Genomic DNA, 15,191 nt, shown 5'->3' with positions numbered 1-15,191 from the left:
GAGGTTAAATTACTTAACAACTCTCTTATCTTGCAGGTTAATTTATACTGCAGGAATTGGCACCTTAGCTCACAGCTGGTTGCCGGGTTTCATCGGGCCCTTTCCCTCCACCTCTCTTGATAAGAGTTTAAATATTAAATTAATTACAAATTTAGTAGATTTAAACATATAGTTATATAAAAATAAAACACGTAAAAGTGTTTTTATGGTGGAGGAAGATGGATTCGAACCATCGAAGTCGAATGACAACAGATTTACAGTCTGCCCCCTTTGGCCGCTCGGGAATTCCTCCATATTATTAATTAATAAAATCATTTTACATAAATTCATACTTTAAGTAAACTAATTACTTAAATACTACTAACATTTAATTTAAATGGTGGGCACAACAGGGCTCGAACCTGTGACCCTCTGCTTGTAAGGCAGATGCTCTCCCAGCTGAGCTATGCGCCCATAATTTATGGTGGAGGAAGATGGATTCGAACCATCGAAGTCGAATGACAACAGATTTACAGTCTGCCCCCTTTGGCCGCTCGGGAATTCCTCCGTATTTGGTGCTGGCAGAAGGCCTCGAACCCTCGACCTACTGATTACAAGTCAGTTGCTCTACCAACTGAGCTATGCCAGCATAAAAACCATTTAAATTATTAAGTTGTACTAACGCCAACATCAAATAGTATACATTGTTGTGATTCTAAATTCAACTGTATGCTTTAGTGATTATATAATATTACATGGATTTTTCTTCACATTACAATATATTTCTTTACTTTACGCATGTGTTTACTTTTAACTTATAAACTTGTCATATATAGTTTTAATTTTTTGATAATCATCGTTAGATAGCCTCTGTTTCAATAATTTAAGAGCTTTTTCAATATCTTGGGTTTTACCACTTTTAAGCCAACTTTTGACCTTTTCACAATCGACTGCAGGTAACTTATTAGCCATGCTATTTAACTTTTCCATGTCTGCAGCAGTTAAACTTTTTTCTGGATTAGAATTAGATATTTTAGAAATGGATTTATTTTCTTCTTCACTTTTGGGCAATTTATTTATACTTTTCGAAGTATCATTTTTAACAACTTCGCTGCTGTCACTAAAGAACGCTCTCTTATCATCTTTAAATTTTTCACCTATTTCATCTAATTTACCTTTTTTATAGTCACTATTTATATTCGTAAAGCATATATCACTAAAGAGATATGAAAACTTTTTTATATTATTATCGTTATTATTATTTTGATGCTTGTTTTGTTTATTATTAAAGACACTTATCTTATTACTTATAAAATTATCATTAATGTTTACTTTATGAACATATCTTATTATAAAGACAGATATAATGGTACATAAAATTATGATAAATGATAAGATTTTCTTATTCATTCTTATTCCTCCCAATTATATCTCGTGCAGCGTATGCTGCACTATATTACTCATCATTTACTCATTATTGTCAAGTATGTATTTTTTATTCTTGAACTTTAATATTTAAATAGTTTAAGTCATATAAATAATTTAGGGATTATCTTTATAAGGTGCATACTTGTCCCATCAGGAGGTGATTTTTTTGAACAAGGTAAAATCTAATTATAAAAATCCACTATGTTATTATAATATAGCTTATTTTTTAAAAGATTATATTAATAGGAATTCTATAATAATGTGTATTGGAACTGATAAGTGCATAGGAGATTGTTTAGGTCCATTAGTTGGAACATTATTAAAATTCAATGGTTTCCCTTTGCCAGTATATGGTACCATAGAAAAACCAATACATGCTTTAAATATTGATAAAAAATTAGAAGAGATTAAATCTCTTCATCCATACAATAATATAATTGGAATTGATGCCTGTCTTGGAGATGAAACAAATATAGGTGAAATTCAGGCACGTGATTATCCTATTCATCCTGGAAAAGGGGTTGGCAAATCCTTACCAGAAGTTGGCGAAACATCAATTATAGGTATAGTAGGATCTAATAATACTGAAGAAATGTTTAACAATAACAATATACGATTAAACTTAGTATTTAATATTGCTAAAGCTATATGCCACTCCATTGTTCATTCATATTATCTTTACGACAATCCTAAATCCGCAATATAAAAAAGTAAAATTCTTACACAGAATTTTACTTTTTTTTAATCTATTAAAGTTATATCATCACCTATAAATGTAACTTCCATTTTATCTAAATACTCCAGCACCTTTCCTGTTCCTAAAGCAACACAAGACACTGCATCTTCAGCTACTTGTACTGGTACTTTAGTACTTTCTTGTATTAGATCACTTAAACCGCTTAGTAAAGATCCCCCTCCTGTCATAATAATTCCTTTATCAGCTATGTCTGCTGCAAGTTCTGGAGGAGTTCTTTCTAATACAGCATGAGTAGTTTCTGATATAGCATTAACTGTATCCTTTAAGGCTTCTCTCATTTCTTCTGATGATACAACCACATTTTTGGGAAGACCTGTAATCAAGTTTCTTCCTCTTATCTCCATAGTTACTTTTTCTCTTTTAAATGCAGACCCTATGTTTATTTTTAAATTTTCTGCAGTTCTCTCTCCAATCATTAGATTATACTTTTTCCTTATAAATTTAATGATAGCTTCATCAAATTTATCTCCAGCAATTTTTATAGATGACCTGACTACTATGCCACCTAAAGAGATAACTGCTATATCTGTAGTACCGCCTCCAATATCTATAACTACACTTCCACTTGGCTTCGTTATATCTAATCCAGCTCCAATAGCTGCTGCCAGCGGTTCTTCAATTAAAAATACTTTTTTAGCTCCTGCATTCTTAGCTGCATCAATAACAGCCCTTTTTTCAATTCCTGTAGCTTCACAAGGAATACAAACAACTACTCTTGGTGAAGACATTTTCTTTGCTCCACAGGCTTTTGAAATAAAATATTTTAACATTTTTTCTGTTATATCATAGTCAGATATGACTCCATCTCTTAATGGACGAATTGCAACAATATTTCCAGGAGTTCTTCCTATCATCTGCCATGCTTCTTCTCCAACAGCCAGTACTCTATTTTTGCTTCTGTCTATAGCAACTACTGAAGGTTCTTTTAATATTATTCCCTTTCCTTTAGTATAAACTAGCACTGTAGCTGTACCCAAATCTATACCCATATCTGTTCCCATACTAAAAAACATTCCTCTTTTCACTCCCACTCTAAGACGATATTTTATATTAATAAAAAATTGTCTAACTTATTACAATCTATTAAATATAATTATAATAGGAATGTTTTTAACCTTCAATAGCCTTATACTTCATTTTTGTTGCTTTTCCGCCTCTTATATGCCTTTCTGCTTTATTATAGTCTAAAATAGACTTAGCTTCTTTCGCAATTTGTGGATTTATTTTAGGCAACCTCTCAGTCATATCTTTGTGTATAGTACTTTTACTTACTCCAAAAACTTTGGCCGTTTTTCTTATTGTAGCTTTTGAGCCTATAATATACTTAGCAACTTCTAAAACTCTTTCTTCAATGTAATCTTTCAAAGATGCTACCTCCTTAACCTTCTATATTTATAAATATGCTCTTTTGAATTCTTAAATTCATCTTATAATCCATTTTGAGCTTAATTTGCATGACATAGATGAATTTCATTAAATTTAATTTTAGTTCATAGGAGTTAACCTATGAACTAAAGTTGATGTATAAAACATTTCATTAATATTTAATATATTTACCTGGATCAACAAAATTATCTCCATTTAAAACTGCAAAGTGTAAGTGATCACCATACTTTTCATAAGCTGATCTAAGTGTAGTTTTTCCAACTGCCCCTATAATTGTACCTGCAGTTACATTTTGACCTTCAGTAACCTTGACTCTAGAATCTAAATTTGAATAAACAGTTTTTAATCCATTTTGATGATTGATTATAACTTCTACTCCATCCTGGCTAGCAGTATTTATTTCTTCTACCTTACCATCCACAGCAGTCATTACTGGTGTGCCCAAATCACACTTTATGTCATATCCTAAATTTGGTCTGTAACTTGCAGTAGAATCCCAATACACAGGATTTTCTGAGTAACCTCTTGCTAGTGTTCCACTTACTGGTTTTGTAAAAGAAGTTTTAACTGATTTAGAAACACTTTGGGAATTATCTTTAGGTGATCCATTTTGTGGTTTAGCAGCTTTTTTAACTTGAAGAGCATTATCATAATTCAATGAAGATTTTCCTTCAGAATTAGCTGCTTGGCTGGATAACTTGTCGTTATTCGAAACACTACTCTGTTGAACGGCTGAACTATTTGAATGTTTATTATCTTTAACAGTTACAACTGCTACTACAGCAACTACACACAGGCATACAAATAATATTACATAAAAGCCCTCCTTTTTTAAGAAATTTACTACTTTACTTGAAAAATTTTTATCCATACAAACACCTCCTATTTGTAGTTTGTCCAGGGATTGCTAATTAATACATATTTTATATAATTTTTTTTATGTTTTTTTGCCCTATTTTTTGACAAAAAAAATAAAACCCTAAGGTTTTATCTCCTGAATCTGACTTATACTTACTCCTGTATAATAATGTGTTAATATTTGTTTGTAGTCTTTACCACTTTGGGCCATAACATTTGCTCCAGATTGACTCATTCCAACATCATGTCCGTATCCTGTACAAGTTATTTGAATAAAATTATTCTCAAATGATATAATAAAATTAGCTGAATTAAGTCCAAGTACGCTTCTAAATTGATTTCCTTTCAACGTTATATTTCCTACATTTATTTCTTTTACATATCCGCTGCTATCTCTACTCTTTATAAATACAGAGCTTTTAACATTGTCTGCCGATAAATTTGCTTTACTATATCTACTATTTATCTTGTTTACAAAATCATAATAATTTAATTTAACTGTGGTTCTATATTTATAAGAATTCTCTTCTCCTGGACTATTAACACTTTTTAAATAAGGTATATCTTCTGAAAAAACTTCTTTTGCATCTTCTGTTTTTCCACTACTTGAAGAAAAATAATATGGTTCCATGACTAGCTTACCATTATACGTTAATACCTCTCCTTGAGTTTCTTTAACTGCCTTTGTTACCTTATTCCAGTATTCCTCTCTACTATTTGCTGGCCAGGATTTAAATCTATCTTCTTTATTCATAAATACCTGGCATTTTACACTATCACACACATCCGCTCCTGTATTACTCTTATACTTATGTCCTCCTAAGCTCTCCATATGAGCTGCTCCAAAAGTTCTTGCGGCTACTGCTTGGGCTTTTAATGCCTCAATGTCAAATTTAGCTGGTACTTCTGCACAAACAACACCCGTAACATAATCTTCTAAGTTCATTGATTGAACCTTTTTCTGTTTCTCCATGTATACATTTATTATAGAAGTATTGTTATTATTAAATATTATGTCTTTTGATTTTACAAAGAAATCAGGTATAGATTTTACAAAACCAGTATTATTTGAACTAAAACCAATTATAATAAATGATGCTAACAACGTAAATGTTACACATATCAGTATCAATATTAAAAACTTTTTTATATGTATTGATTGAGAAACTCTACTCATATTTATCCCCACCATCTTATATATTAATTACATACAAAATCTACTTCTATTCTATTTTTACCTAGATCGAAATATTACTGAGCATATTTAACTAACTTATAAATAAAAAAAGAGAAGACTTGTTATAATCTTCTCTCTTCTTTCATATATTAATATCATGTATACTAGCTATTATTGCTTTACTCTCTCAATATTAGCACCTAACTTTTTTAATTTTTTCTCTATTGAAACATACCCTCTATCAACGTGATATATATCTAAAACTTGAGTTTCTCCTTCTGCTGATAGTCCTTCAATTATGAGTGCTGCACCAGCCCTCAAATCTGTAGCTCTAACTTCTGCACCTGTAAGCTTTGGAACTCCTTCTATAATTGCGCTTCTCCCATCTACTTTTATATTAGCTCCCATTCTCTTCATTTCAGCAGCATACATAAATCTATTTTCAAATATAGTTTCAGTAATTATACTAGTACCCTTTACCGTAGATAATACTGCTGCCATTTGAGACTGCATATCTGTTGGGAACCCTGGATATGGCATAGTTTTTATATCTATAGCTTTTAATTTTTTATCTGCATCTACAACTAAACTTTCTCCATTAACATTAACGTCTACTCCAGACTCTACAAGTTTAGCTATTATTGGCTTTAAGTGTTCTTCTTTTACACCATTTATCTTAATTTTACTTCTAGTTGCAGCAGCTGCAGCCATAAATGTTCCTGCTTCTATTCTATCATATATAGGCTTATGTGTTGTTCCCTTTAAATCTTTTACCCCTATTATATGAATATTTCCAGTTCCTGCTCCTACTACATTCGCCCCCATACTATTCAAAAAATTACCTAAGTCTTCTATTTCAGGTTCTTCTGCTGCATTTTCTATGATTGTCTCTCCATCCGCCATAACTGCTGCCATCATTATATTTTCAGTAGCACCAACAGACGGAAAATCTAAGTATATTTTATTTCCTTTAAGTTTCTTAGCGTAAGCTTCTACATAGCCATGACCTACATTAACTTCTGCACCAAGTGCATTGAATCCCTTTAAATGTAAATCTATTGGTCTAGTTCCTATATTACATCCACCTGGAAGCGATAATCTAAAACCTCCAAACCTTGATATCATAGGTCCCATAATTAAAAATGATGCCCGCATTTTCCTAACTAGCTCACCAGTTGGTTCACAGCTATTTACTTTAGAAGTATCCACTATTACTTTCTTAGAATCCTTATCTATTTCTATTTCTGCATTTATACTTCTAAGTAAATCATTTATAACAAATACATCATCTAACATAGGGGCATTCTCTATTACACATTTATCCCCACTTAATAGTGTTCCCGCAATAAGCGGCAAAACAGAATTTTTAGCACTACTTATATTTACCTCACCTTTTAACTTTTTTCCTCCTCTTATTAATATTTTATCCATACTTATCCTCCATTCTACAATTGCTAAAATTGCTAATATGTTTTAATTATTTCAGGTGTAGCAAGGATTATATAATTTCCTGAATAATATCTACATACACTATAATTGAAATCTACTAATGTACCATTAGTCTCAATTACATTATCATACAAACCCGTATAAGCAGTTGATGTATATCCATTTTCTAAATTTAAAGTATCTATATCAAAAATATGATAGGATCTTAATAATTTCGATATCTGTGAATTACATTCATTTATGCTATTTGAATTTGTAGTTTTAGCTTTTAGGCATTCAAAATACTTTATATTCTCTTTCCTATCTTTTAGATATCCTTTCATCTGTATCATTAAATCATTGAGTTTATTTTTATTACCTAATTCATCAATATCTACAGTTATAGCATTATATTTTCCACATTTTATGCTTTGTATGTAACCACCTACATTTTTCTTATTAAATTCTATACGATAAAAATTAGTATTTTGAGTTGTACTTACATTAAAATTTTGATTAGAGTCTACTTTTTTGAAAATACTTTGACATAAACTTATGCCATCCACATTTGTATTAAAACTTGCTGTAACATTAGACTCTTGTACTGTACTTTTAGTGCACTTTAAAATATCATCAAATAAACTATTGCTATTGCAGATTTTGCTTTTAGAACAATATCCATCAAACGAAAATATTAAAAAAATAGATAAAACTATAATTAAAATTGATTTACTTTTTCCCCACATAATAGATAACTCTATTTTAAATTTATTATAGAGTTAACCTCACCCCCATTATCTTTAGTTTAAATTATAGCCACATATTTCTTTAATATTCAGTATAGAAAAGCTTAAATATAATTATCTGACACCGCAGAAAATACTTTTATATATTATTTTTCTTTACTAATAATATATAGAGCATGAGAATAAAATGTGCTGCAGTTAGGAGTGCTTTGGAAAAATAAAAGTGACATGAAATGTGTAGTTTCATGTCACTTTTATTTATTCATATTATTTTAAACCTATTCTTGCTAGCGCTCTTGTCAAGGCTAACTCTGCTCTTTTTACGTCTATATTATCTTTTTCTTTATTTAGCCTGCCTTCAGCTCTCTCTTTAGATGCCTGAGCTCTCTCAAAATCTATTTCTTCAGGCCATTCGCAGGCATCACATAAAAAATTCACCGAATTATCTTTCACCTCTAATATACCTGTCGAAGTGAATGCTTTAAGTTTCTTGCCATCTTTTTGTATGATTTCCGTAACATTAGGCATTAAAGTTGTTACTAAAGACATATGATTTTTTAAAATTCCTATACGTCCTTGAGTACTAGTAGTTAATATCTCAACTACTTCTCCACTATAAAAACTTTTTTCTGGAGTATTTATAGTTAATTTTAAAGCATCCGCCATATTAATCTCCTTCTTATAAAATTAAATTATTTCACTTAACCGAAAAAGTAAAATGAGTTATTCTATATATTATGAAGTTAGACATTAAATGTCTAACTTCATAATCAAAAGGCTAGTTCTATGACATAGTCTTAGCCTTTTGTACAACTTCATCTATACTTCCAGCAAATAAGAAAGCTGCTTCAGGTAAATTATCATATTTACCCTCGAGTATTTCCTTAAAGCCTCTTATAGTTTCTTTTATTGGAACATATGCACCCTTCATTCCTGTAAATTGTTCTGCAACAGTAAATGGTTGTGATAAGAATCTTTGAATTCTTCTAGCCCTAACAACAGCTAATCTATCAGCTTCTGAAAGTTCATCAACACCAAGTATAGCTATTATATCTTGAAGTTCTCTATATCTTTCAAGTATATGCTTAACTTTTGAAGCTACTTCATAATGTTCTTCTCCTACAACTCTTGGATCAAGTATTCTAGAACTTGATTCCAGCGGATCAACTGCTGGATATATACCAAGCTCTGATATAGATCTTGATAAAACTGTTGTAGCATCAAGATGTGCAAATGTAGTTGCCGGAGCTGGATCTGTCAAGTCATCTGCAGGTACATATACAGCCTGAACAGATGTAATAGATCCCTGCTTTGTGGATGTAATTCTTTCTTGAAGTGCACCCATTTCAGTTGCAAGTGTTGGTTGATATCCAACAGCACTAGGAATTCTTCCAAGTAATGCTGAAACCTCAGAACCAGCTTGAGTAAACCTAAATATATTATCTATAAATAAGAGAACATCCTGACCTTGATCTCTAAAATACTCTGCCATTGTAAGTCCTGTAAGAGCAACCCTCATTCTAGCTCCAGGTGGTTCATTCATCTGTCCAAATACTAGGGCAGTTTTATCTATAACACCTGATTCTTTCATTTCATAATAGAGGTCGTTTCCTTCTCTTGTTCTCTCTCCTACACCTGTGAACACAGAAAGTCCCCCGTGTTCTGTAGCTATGTTATTTATAAGTTCCTGGATGAGAACTGTCTTACCAACACCAGCACCGCCAAATAGTCCTATCTTACCTCCCCTTTGATATGGGGCTATAAGATCTATAACCTTTATACCTGTTTCAAACATCTGCGGCTCAACAGATTGTTCTTCAAATGTTGGTGCAGCTCTATGAATAGGATAACGCATATCTGAATTAACTTCGCCTGCCTCATCAATCGGCTGACCTAAAAGATTGAAAAGTCTTCCTAAAACTGGTTTACCTACTGGAACAGTTATTGGTGCTCCCGTATCAACTGCCTCTACTCCTCTTTCTAGTCCATCTGTTCCTTCCATAGATATAGTTCTAACTATGTCGTCACCAATATGCTGTTCTACTTCAGCAATAAGTTTTTTACCATCACTCATGTTTATTTCTAAGGCATTATATATATTAGGAAGGTTTTCTGTATCAAATTTTATATCTATTACAGGTCCTATAACCTGAACAACTTTGCCTACATTTGGCATTAGTGTCCCTCCTTACTTTAGAGCCTCTGCTCCACTAACTATTTCAGTTATTTCTTGAGTTATTGCACTTTGTCTCTCTCTATTATACTTAAGATTCAAATCATCCAACAAATCATTAGCATTCTTCGTAGCTCCATCCATAGCTGTCATTCTAGATTGTTGTTCACTGACTTTTGAATGAAGCATAAAATTCAAGACTTGTTGTTTTAATTGCATAACTACTACATCTTCTATCATTTGGTTAATAGAAGGCTCAAATTTTACGAAGTGATTAGGAGATTCCTCATCTTTATTTCCTAAAGGAAGTAACTTTTCAATTGTAACATCTTGCCTTACACTTGAATGAAACCTTGTATATATCATATACACTTCTCCAACTTCACCTTTTCTATACATATCTAGTGCTTTATAAGTTATTGTTCCTGATTCCTTCAAAGTAGGAATATCAGGTATATCTACATATTCTGATATAGTTTTACACTTCAACCTATTAAAATACATTCTTCCTTTTTGTCCAACCGAAATAAGAAGATTATTATTCTTATCTTTCAATATTATAGGGGCAGCTGTATTAACTATATTAGAATTAAATCCACCGCAGAGTCCTGAATCAGAATTTAGTGTGATATAAAGCTTCTTTTTGCTTTTATTACCATGCACGTAAATATTATAGTCTTCGATATTCCTGACCAAATCATTTACGATTTGAGAAAAAGAATCATAATATTTCTGATTTACCTCTAGCTTTTTCCTAACTTTTCTGACTTTAGAGGTGGCAACAAGTCCCATGGCTCTTGTTATTTTTTGGGTACTAGATATAGATCTTATTCTTCTTTTTATTTCAACAAGTCCTCCCCCGGCCATATTTCACCTCCCGCAGAAGCTCTAAGCTTCTGCTAAAAATATTTTTTTAAATTCATCTATTACATCTGTAAGCTTTTGACTTAATTCATCTGATAAAACTTTCTTTTCAACTATTTCCTGCGGTATCTCTTTATGATGAGTATTCACATAATCTAGGAATTCTTTTTCAAATTCTTTGATTCTCTCGACAGGTACATCATTAAGATGATTATTTACACCTGCAAAGAGAATAATTACCTGCTCTTCAACTGGCATTGGAGAATATTGTTTTTGCTTCAATATTTCTACCAATCTCTTACCTTTTTCAAGTCTTCTTACTGATTCTTTATCTAAATCCGATCCAAATTGTGCAAATGAAGCAAGTTCTCTATACTGTGCAAGATCAAGTCTTAATGTTCCTGAAACTTGTTTCATAGCTTTAATTTGTGCATTACCACCAACTCTTGATACAGATATACCAGCATTAACAGCAGGTCTTTGCCCTGCATTAAATAATTCAGATTCAAGGAATATCTGACCATCTGTTATTGAAATAACATTAGTTGGAATATAAGCTGTTACATCTCCTGCTAGTGTTTCTATTATAGGAAGAGCTGTAAGTGATCCTCCTCCAAGTTTATCCGAAAGTTTTGCTGCTCTTTCAAGAAGTCTTGAATGTAAATAGAAAACATCTCCAGGATAAGCTTCTCTTCCTGGTGGTCTGCGGAGTAATAATGACATTGTTCTATAAGCAACAGCATGCTTAGACAAATCATCATATATAATTAGTACATCTTTTCCTTGATGCATAAAGTACTCACCCATTGTACAGCCTGAATATGGCGCTATGTACTGGAGCGGTGCCGTCTCTGAAGCAGAAGATGATAAAACTATTGTATAATCCATAGCTCCAGCTTCTGTAAGATTATTTACTATATTAGCTACAGTAGATTGTTTTTGTGCTATAGCAACATATATACAAATTACATTTTTTCCTTTTTGATTAATAATCGTATCAATAGCTATGGCAGTTTTACCTGTCTGCCTATCACCTATTATTAATTCTCTTTGACCTTTTCCAATAGGTATCATTGAATCTATTGCTTTTAATCCTGTTTGCAGCGGCTGTTTAACTGATTGTCTTTCTATAACACCTGGAGCCTTTATTTCAACTGGTCTTGTTTCTTCAGTTTTGATAGGTCCCTTACCATCTATAGGTTCTCCAAGTGAATTTACAACTCTACCTATGATATTATCTCCTACTGGTACCTCAACAACCTTACCAGTTCTCTTGACTATATCTCCTTCTTTTATGCCCTTTTCCGAACCCAATATAACACAACCTACATTATCCTGTTCGAGATTTAGAGCCATACCGTAAACATTGTTTGGAAACTCTAGAAGTTCTCCAGACATACATTCATTTAAGCCATAAACCCTGGCTATACCATCACCAACTTGTATTATTGTACCTGAATCAACAGTTTCTATTTTCTTCTCATATTTTTGTATTTCTTCTTTTATGATTGAAGTTATTTCTTCAGGTTTTATGTTCATAGGCTCACCTCTATCCTCATTTAAGCATTAATTTTTTCATTTCTTCAATTTTTGACCTTATTGTTCCATCTATTACTTCATTATCCACTTGAACATAAACTCCACCAATTATATTCTTGTCAATTTCTTCTTGTAAAATGACTTTTTTTGAATACTTATTTTGAAGTTTATCAATCAAATTACTTTTTTCATCTTCTAATAGAGGAACAACAGTTTTAACCTTAGCTACCACAGTATTATTCTTTTCAAGATGAATCTTCTTGAACTCATTAAGCTTACCATCAAGTTGAGAAATCCTTCCTTTCTCTATTAGAAGCAATAAAAATGATAATACATCATCACTTATCCTCCCCTTAAAAGCCGTTTCAAATAACTTTTTCTTATTTGAGGTATTAACTTGAGGGTGCTCTACAATCTTTAAAAAGTCTTTATTTGCATTTATGGTTTCTACAACTTCTTCTAGTTCTTGCAAATATTCATCAACCTGTCCTTTTTCTTCGGCAACCTTATAAAGTGCAAGAGCGTATCTTCTATCTAAATATTCATACATAGTTAGATACCTACCTTAGCTATAAAATCTTTAATTAGCTTTCTGTGTTGTTTTTCATCTATTGATTCTTCTAATGCTTTTGAAGACAACAACACAGCTAGATCTACGACTTGATCTTTTATCTCAGCTTCTGCTTTTTCTTTTTCCCTTTTAGCTTCTGTCTTAGCTCTGGATATTATAAGTTGAGCTTCTTTATCAGCATCTTTCACTATATCATCAGAAACTTTTTGTGCTTTATTTCTATAGTCTTCGACTATATCTTTGCCTTCTTTTTTAGAATTTTTTAATAATTCTTGATGCTGAAATAACATTTTTTTCGATTTTTTTTCATTTTCGTCAGCATTCTTTATTTTTGAAGCAACTTCCTCATTCCTAGTAGTTAATGCATTATTAACAGGTTTAAAGAAAAAGTGTGCCAAAATAAGGTATAATATGCAAAAATTGATTATGGTTATAATAACTGTTACTAAATCGATTTTCATTTAAGCTTCAGTTCCTCCCCTCTAAATATATGTAAACCGATGAGGGCATATTGATTCAAATCAAACTTTAAACACTAAGATAAGACCTATTAGTAAGGCATAGATAGCTGTTACTTCTGATAAAGCTGCACTTACAAAGAATGTACTCAATATTTTACCACTTGCTTCTGGCTGTCTTGAAACTCCCTCAACTGCCTTACCAGAAGCAATACCAACTCCAATACCTCCACCTAAACATCCAATAGCAGTTAGGCCTGCACCTATTGCTGCCATACCTTTTACAAATGCTTGTGCATCTAAACTCATAATAAAAAATCCTCCTTAAATAAAATAATATTAGATTTCATGTTCGGCTGTAACTTTTATATTCATCATTGTTAGCATAACAAATACTATCATCTGTATTGAGCCATCAAACAAATCAAAGAAAGCATGTAAAGGAATAGGTATTATTAATTCACTAAACCATGCTAAATGGCTCAATCCTCCATATACCATAGAAACAATTACAGCTCCTGCGGTCATATTACCAAAAAGTCTTAGACTCAGCGAAACTGGAAGAACTAATCTTTCTAAAATATTAAGTGGTAATAATGGCACAGCCGGCTCGGCATATTTCGTTATGTAACCTTTAATTCCACCTTTTTGAATACCATTAGCTTGAATTAATATAAAACTTATGATTGCCAAACCTATTGCAACACTCAAGTCTTCCGTTGGAGCTCTTACGCCCAATGATGCTGGAACAATATTCATGACCAAAAGGTATATAGCAAGAGTTCCTACATACGGCATGTAATTTACATATTCTGGCCCCATGTTTTCCTTGACAAAATTAGTTACTGCTTCAACAAGTACTTCAACACTTCCCTGCTTTTTATTAGGTAGTTTTTTCATATCCGCAGTAAAGAATTTCGCCAATATCAATAAAGCAGCAATAATAACCCATTGCACAATTATACTAGAAGTTATACCGACCTTAATTCCTCCAATAGCTATTGTAAACAACGGCTCAAAACTTTCCAATTCATCACATCCCTTCTTAATATTATTTTTAACTATCTTTCAAAAATTGAATATATATATATATCCCCACTAAGTGAGAAGTATATCCAAATAGATATGCTATTGCACCGTATTTATTGTATTCAAATATGACATATCCTATTCCAGCAGCTAGCACAACTCTCAAAATAAAACTTAAAATGTTAAAAGATATTGAAGCATGTCGAAATTTTGTTGTCACTAAATCACTAAATACGCAATTTATAAAAAAGTTAAGTATTGCTGTAAGCATTCCAACAAGTACAGATAATCCATACTTTCTAAATATTAACTGTATTAATACTGTTAGTATAAGTCCTATTATAAGATTTACAATAGAAACTTTTTTTACCATAGTTAAAACATCTTTATCCAAATTTAGTTCCTCCACAAAGAAGTTTGTTTGATTGTAACTTAGAAGAAAAGGTTGATAATAATTATATATCTTTAAAATATAATCTAAAAGCCCAATTTTTTCTTAAAATATTTATTTTTCTTTATTTTAGTGACTTTATTACAGTATTTTATCGTAAATTCTTAGCAAATCTATTTATTAAGCAAAAAAGGTTAGATTATCATAAAACTTTATTATATTTGTATTAACCTTATTATATTATAGCAAGTTTTACATATTTTTGCACTCTTATTAAAACATTTTTTATGTTTTATATTTACATTATTTTATGATACTAAACAATCTATATAAAGTTAACTTATGAATAATATTCTACATTTTAGCTTGCTACATTCTGCTTTAATATACAAAGTATAACATATATA

17 protein-coding genes, 4 tRNA genes and 1 riboswitch are annotated in these 15,191 nt (G+C 31.5%); of the genes, 1 reads left to right on the top strand and 20 read right to left on the bottom strand.

All coding sequences use genetic code 11. From position 1 onward, the window contains the following. Nucleotides 1-22: 22 nt before the first annotated feature. Nucleotides 23-126, bottom strand: a riboswitch (SAM riboswitch). Nucleotides 127-206: 80 nt separating this feature from the next. The 5 genes from EBB51_RS01045 to EBB51_RS01025 form a co-directional block, all read right to left on the bottom strand. Further along, nucleotides 207-292: transfer RNA gene (locus EBB51_RS01045), tRNA-Tyr, on the bottom strand. Between the two features lie 85 nt (nt 293-377). Beyond that, a tRNA-Val gene (locus EBB51_RS01040) sits at nt 378-453 on the bottom strand. An 8-nt stretch (nt 454-461) separates the two neighbouring features. Then, nucleotides 462-547: transfer RNA gene (locus EBB51_RS01035), tRNA-Tyr, on the bottom strand. Nucleotides 548-552: 5 nt separating this feature from the next. After that, nucleotides 553-628, bottom strand: a tRNA-Thr gene (locus EBB51_RS01030). 161 nt (nt 629-789) lie between these two features. After that, nucleotides 790-1,389, bottom strand: coding sequence for a hypothetical protein (locus EBB51_RS01025; RefSeq protein WP_123052742.1), 600 nt, complete (start codon nt 1,387-1,389; stop codon nt 790-792). A gap of 184 nt (nt 1,390-1,573) precedes the next feature. Here EBB51_RS01025 and yyaC point away from each other — a divergent pair, with 184 nt between their 5' ends. Beyond that, nucleotides 1,574-2,113, top strand: a complete 540-nt coding sequence (gene yyaC, locus EBB51_RS01020; RefSeq protein ID WP_123052741.1) for a spore protease YyaC — start codon at nt 1,574-1,576, stop codon at nt 2,111-2,113. Between the two features lie 35 nt (nt 2,114-2,148). Here the strand turns inward: yyaC and EBB51_RS01015 are convergent, their stop codons facing one another. The 15 genes from EBB51_RS01015 to EBB51_RS00945 form a co-directional block, all read right to left on the bottom strand. Beyond that, nucleotides 2,149-3,177 carry a rod shape-determining protein gene (locus tag EBB51_RS01015; protein WP_123052740.1) on the bottom strand — a complete coding sequence of 343 codons (1,029 nt, stop codon included), beginning with the start codon at nt 3,175-3,177 and terminating at the stop codon, nt 2,149-2,151. Between the two features lie 97 nt (nt 3,178-3,274). Further along, entirely contained in the window at nt 3,275-3,529 is a 255-nt protein-coding gene (gene spoIIID / locus EBB51_RS01010) for a sporulation transcriptional regulator SpoIIID (protein ID WP_119969920.1), read from the bottom strand. Between the two features lie 172 nt (nt 3,530-3,701). Next, entirely contained in the window at nt 3,702-4,421 is a 720-nt protein-coding gene (locus EBB51_RS01005) for a M23 family metallopeptidase (protein WP_123052739.1), read from the bottom strand. Between the two features lie 108 nt (nt 4,422-4,529). Next, nucleotides 4,530-5,585: a stage II sporulation protein D gene (spoIID, locus tag EBB51_RS01000; RefSeq protein WP_190285297.1), complete on the bottom strand. Its 1,056-nt coding sequence runs from the start codon at nt 5,583-5,585 to the stop codon at nt 4,530-4,532. Nucleotides 5,586-5,756: 171 nt separating this feature from the next. Beyond that, nucleotides 5,757-7,016: a UDP-N-acetylglucosamine 1-carboxyvinyltransferase gene (gene murA / locus EBB51_RS00995; protein ID WP_123052738.1), complete on the bottom strand. Its 1,260-nt coding sequence runs from the start codon at nt 7,014-7,016 to the stop codon at nt 5,757-5,759. 32 nt (nt 7,017-7,048) lie between these two features. Beyond that, nucleotides 7,049-7,759 (bottom strand): YwmB family TATA-box binding protein, encoded by a 711-nt coding sequence (locus tag EBB51_RS00990; RefSeq protein WP_123052737.1) that lies wholly within the window; start codon nt 7,757-7,759, stop codon nt 7,049-7,051. A 267-nt stretch (nt 7,760-8,026) separates the two neighbouring features. Next, complete coding sequence (locus EBB51_RS00985) at nt 8,027-8,425, bottom strand: F0F1 ATP synthase subunit epsilon (protein ID WP_123052736.1); 399 nt, start codon at nt 8,423-8,425, stop codon at nt 8,027-8,029. 118 nt (nt 8,426-8,543) lie between these two features. Then, nucleotides 8,544-9,935 carry a F0F1 ATP synthase subunit beta gene (gene atpD / locus EBB51_RS00980; RefSeq protein ID WP_123052735.1) on the bottom strand — a complete coding sequence of 464 codons (1,392 nt, stop codon included), beginning with the start codon at nt 9,933-9,935 and terminating at the stop codon, nt 8,544-8,546. A 12-nt stretch (nt 9,936-9,947) separates the two neighbouring features. Further along, complete coding sequence (gene atpG, locus EBB51_RS00975) at nt 9,948-10,799, bottom strand: ATP synthase F1 subunit gamma (RefSeq protein ID WP_123052734.1); 852 nt, start codon at nt 10,797-10,799, stop codon at nt 9,948-9,950. A gap of 21 nt (nt 10,800-10,820) precedes the next feature. After that, complete coding sequence (gene atpA / locus EBB51_RS00970) at nt 10,821-12,335, bottom strand: F0F1 ATP synthase subunit alpha (protein WP_123052733.1); 1,515 nt, start codon at nt 12,333-12,335, stop codon at nt 10,821-10,823. A gap of 16 nt (nt 12,336-12,351) precedes the next feature. After that, nucleotides 12,352-12,885, bottom strand: a complete 534-nt coding sequence (locus EBB51_RS00965) for a F0F1 ATP synthase subunit delta (RefSeq protein WP_123052732.1) — start codon at nt 12,883-12,885, stop codon at nt 12,352-12,354. A 2-nt stretch (nt 12,886-12,887) separates the two neighbouring features. Further along, nucleotides 12,888-13,367, bottom strand: a complete 480-nt coding sequence (locus EBB51_RS00960; RefSeq protein WP_123052731.1) for a F0F1 ATP synthase subunit B — start codon at nt 13,365-13,367, stop codon at nt 12,888-12,890. A gap of 60 nt (nt 13,368-13,427) precedes the next feature. Next, nucleotides 13,428-13,673, bottom strand: coding sequence for an ATP synthase F0 subunit C (gene atpE / locus EBB51_RS00955; protein ID WP_123052730.1), 246 nt, complete (start codon nt 13,671-13,673; stop codon nt 13,428-13,430). A 30-nt stretch (nt 13,674-13,703) separates the two neighbouring features. Next, on the bottom strand, nt 13,704-14,393 hold the full coding sequence (locus EBB51_RS00950; RefSeq protein WP_123052729.1) for a F0F1 ATP synthase subunit A: 690 nt from the start codon (nt 14,391-14,393) through the stop codon (nt 13,704-13,706). 28 nt (nt 14,394-14,421) lie between these two features. Next, on the bottom strand, nt 14,422-14,787 hold the full coding sequence (locus EBB51_RS00945; RefSeq protein ID WP_123052728.1) for an ATP synthase subunit I: 366 nt from the start codon (nt 14,785-14,787) through the stop codon (nt 14,422-14,424). Between the last annotated feature and the right edge of the window lie 404 nt (nt 14,788-15,191).

It is taken from the genome of Clostridium sp. JN-1 (assembly GCF_003718715.1).
Taxonomy (GTDB): Bacteria; Bacillota; Clostridia; order Clostridiales; family Clostridiaceae; genus Clostridium_AV.
This window is presented reverse-complemented; position numbering and strand designations above follow the sequence as displayed.